We start from the raw sequence: 2,329 nt of genomic DNA, 5'->3' as shown, positions 1-2,329 counted from the left end.
CTGCCCTCCCGCACCACAGATGGCAAAAGACAAGCGGCTGCGGCAGCCCGCGCACGCACCCCGGATCGACAGCCGGGGACGAGCCGGGTGGGCCCCGGAGGAACGCGACGGCCCCGCCGCGGGACGGTTCGTCCCGGACGGGGCCGGCGGGTGCACTCGGCCGCTGACGGGTACGTCCAGCGGCGGTGGCGCGCAGGTCAGGCGGCGACGACGTCCACGGCTTCCGCGGACTTCTTGGGCGCCTTGATGGTGATCCGTTCGTCCGGCGCGGACGGTACGGCCGTGACGGAGGTGACCGACGTGACAGCACCCAGCAGGGGCCTCATCGGCGCGGCCGGAGTCTCGGTGGCCGAGGACTGTGCCAGCTCCGCGAGCGACAGGTCGTCGCTGACCTCGCGCATCACCTCGGACATCGGCACGTCCAAGGCGTCGCAGATCGCCGAGAGCAGTTCGGAGGACGCCTCTTTCTGCCCCCGCTCGACCTCCGAGAGATAGCCCAGGGACACCCGGGCCGACGACGAGACCTCACGCAGAGTACGGCCCTGGCGCTGGCGCTGCCGACGCAGCACGTCACCAAGCAGGCGACGGAGCAGGATCATCGGTGGCTCCCTCCTCGGACCGCGAAACCGCATCCTTCTCGCCCCACCGTACCGCCTCGGGCACCGCCCGTGCGGGGAGCGAAGACGTGTTCACTCAGGGCTGCAAACATCACTTCCCCCCGTCTTCTTCCCTATCCTTGGCCGCCGGTAGTCGTACCGGGACCGTTACGTGTGGCCGTACGGCCCTTGTCCTTCTGGTGTCCTTCGGCCGGGGCCGCGGTGGACTCCGGACCCGCAACCGTACTCCTCCGGAGTTCGGCCGTGAGCAGTTCCAGGACAGCCGCCACCGACGCCCGCCGGATCGTGCCACGATCGCCGGAGAGCCGCAGCGGGGCGACCACAGTGCCCGACGGGCCCGCCACGGCGACGAATACCGTGCCGACCGGTTGCCCGTCCTGGGGGGTGGGGCCGGCTACGCCGGTGGTCGAGACGCCCCAGTCCGCGCGGAGCCGGTGGCGTACGCCCTCGGCCATCCCGCGCGCCACCTCGGCGTCCACCGCGCCCCGCTCGGCGAGCAGAGCGGCGTCGACGCCGAGGATTTCGTGCTTCAGTTCCGTCGCGTACGCCGTGACCGAGCCGCGGAAGGCCCGCGAGGCGCCCGGCACGGCGGCCAGCTCGGCGGCCACCAGGCCGCCTGTGAGCGACTCCGCGACCGCGACCGTCGCCGCGCGCCCCACGAGCAGCCGCAGCGCCTCACGCGCAAACTCGGCCGCTTCGATGGGTCCTGCGGGTTCGGGGCGCCCCGAATCCTCTGGCCGCTCGGGGCTCATACGCCCTGCCGGCGCTCGCGCTCGGCGGCAGGCGCCGGTGCGGACGCGGGTGCGGTCTCGGCCCCGGGTGCGGTTCCGGCCGAAGGTTCGGCTTCGGCCGAAGATACGGGCTCGCTCCCAGGTGACGGCGCCGTGGCCGGTGCGGCCCCGGTACCCGTCGCCGACTCGGAGACCCCGTCGACCGCCGGCTCGACCCGGTGCGCTCCCCCGGCCCCCGTCCCGGTCCCGCTCGTCGCAGCAAGCGTCGCCCCGGACGCGCCCCCCGACACGGTCCCGGGCGCCGTCACCGACACCTGCGCACCGCCCTGAGCGGTCGCCGCCGGGGCGGTCGCCGCCTCCGCCGCCAGGCCGGCCCGGCGCAGGACGACCGCCTGACGTACGTAGTCCACGCCGCTCGCCACGGTCAGCGCGACCGCGGCCGCCATGATCCAGGCGCGGGTGCTGGCCAGCGGGCCGGTCAGCACCAGGATGTACATGCCGACCGCGACGCCCTGCGTGAGCGTCTTGAGTTTGCCGCCGCGGCTCGCGGGGATGACGCCGTGCCGGATCACCCAGAAGCGCATGAGGGTGATGCCGAGTTCACGGAAAAGGATGACCCCGGTGACCCACCACGGCAGGTCACCCAGCGCGGACAGCCCGACCAGAGCCGCGCCCATGATCGCCTTGTCCGCGATCGGGTCGGCGATCTTGCCGAAATCCGTGACGAGGCCGTAGCGCCTGGCCAGTTCGCCGTCGAAGAGGTCGGTGATCATCGCGATCGCGAAGGCAGCCCAGGCGAAGGAGCGCCAGACCGGATCGTGCCCGTCGTCGTGCACGAGCAGCAGCAGGAACCCGGGCACCAGCACGAGCCGGGTCATCGTCAGCAGGTTCGCGACGTTCCAGAGTCCGGCCTGATCGCCGGACCGCTCCGCCTGCGCACCGGCTTCGTGTGCACCGACTTCGTGCGCACCCGTCTCAAGG

Annotated in this window: 3 protein-coding genes; all 3 read right to left on the bottom strand. The window is 72.9% G+C overall.

Features of this window, described 5'->3' with window-relative positions; translation table 11 throughout:
- Nucleotides 1–197: 197 nt before the first annotated feature.
- Nucleotides 198–599 (bottom strand): helix-turn-helix domain-containing protein, encoded by a 402-nt coding sequence (locus tag AC13HU_RS35870; protein WP_483046179.1) that lies wholly within the window; start codon nucleotides 597–599, stop codon nucleotides 198–200.
- A gap of 131 nt (nucleotides 600–730) precedes the next feature.
- Nucleotides 731–1,369 carry a CinA family protein gene (locus AC13HU_RS35865; protein ID WP_483046178.1) on the bottom strand — a complete coding sequence of 213 codons (639 nt, stop codon included), beginning with the start codon at nucleotides 1,367–1,369 and terminating at the stop codon, nucleotides 731–733.
- Nucleotides 1,366–2,329: CDP-diacylglycerol--glycerol-3-phosphate 3-phosphatidyltransferase (pgsA, locus tag AC13HU_RS35860; RefSeq protein ID WP_483046177.1), on the bottom strand; the 964-nt coding region annotated here is incomplete at its 5' end. The genes AC13HU_RS35865 and pgsA, both read right to left, overlap by 4 nt.

This window comes from Streptomyces sp. NH27 (genome assembly GCF_056859195.1).
Note: the sequence above shows the minus strand (reverse complement) of the source record. Positions and strands in the feature narration are given on the sequence as shown.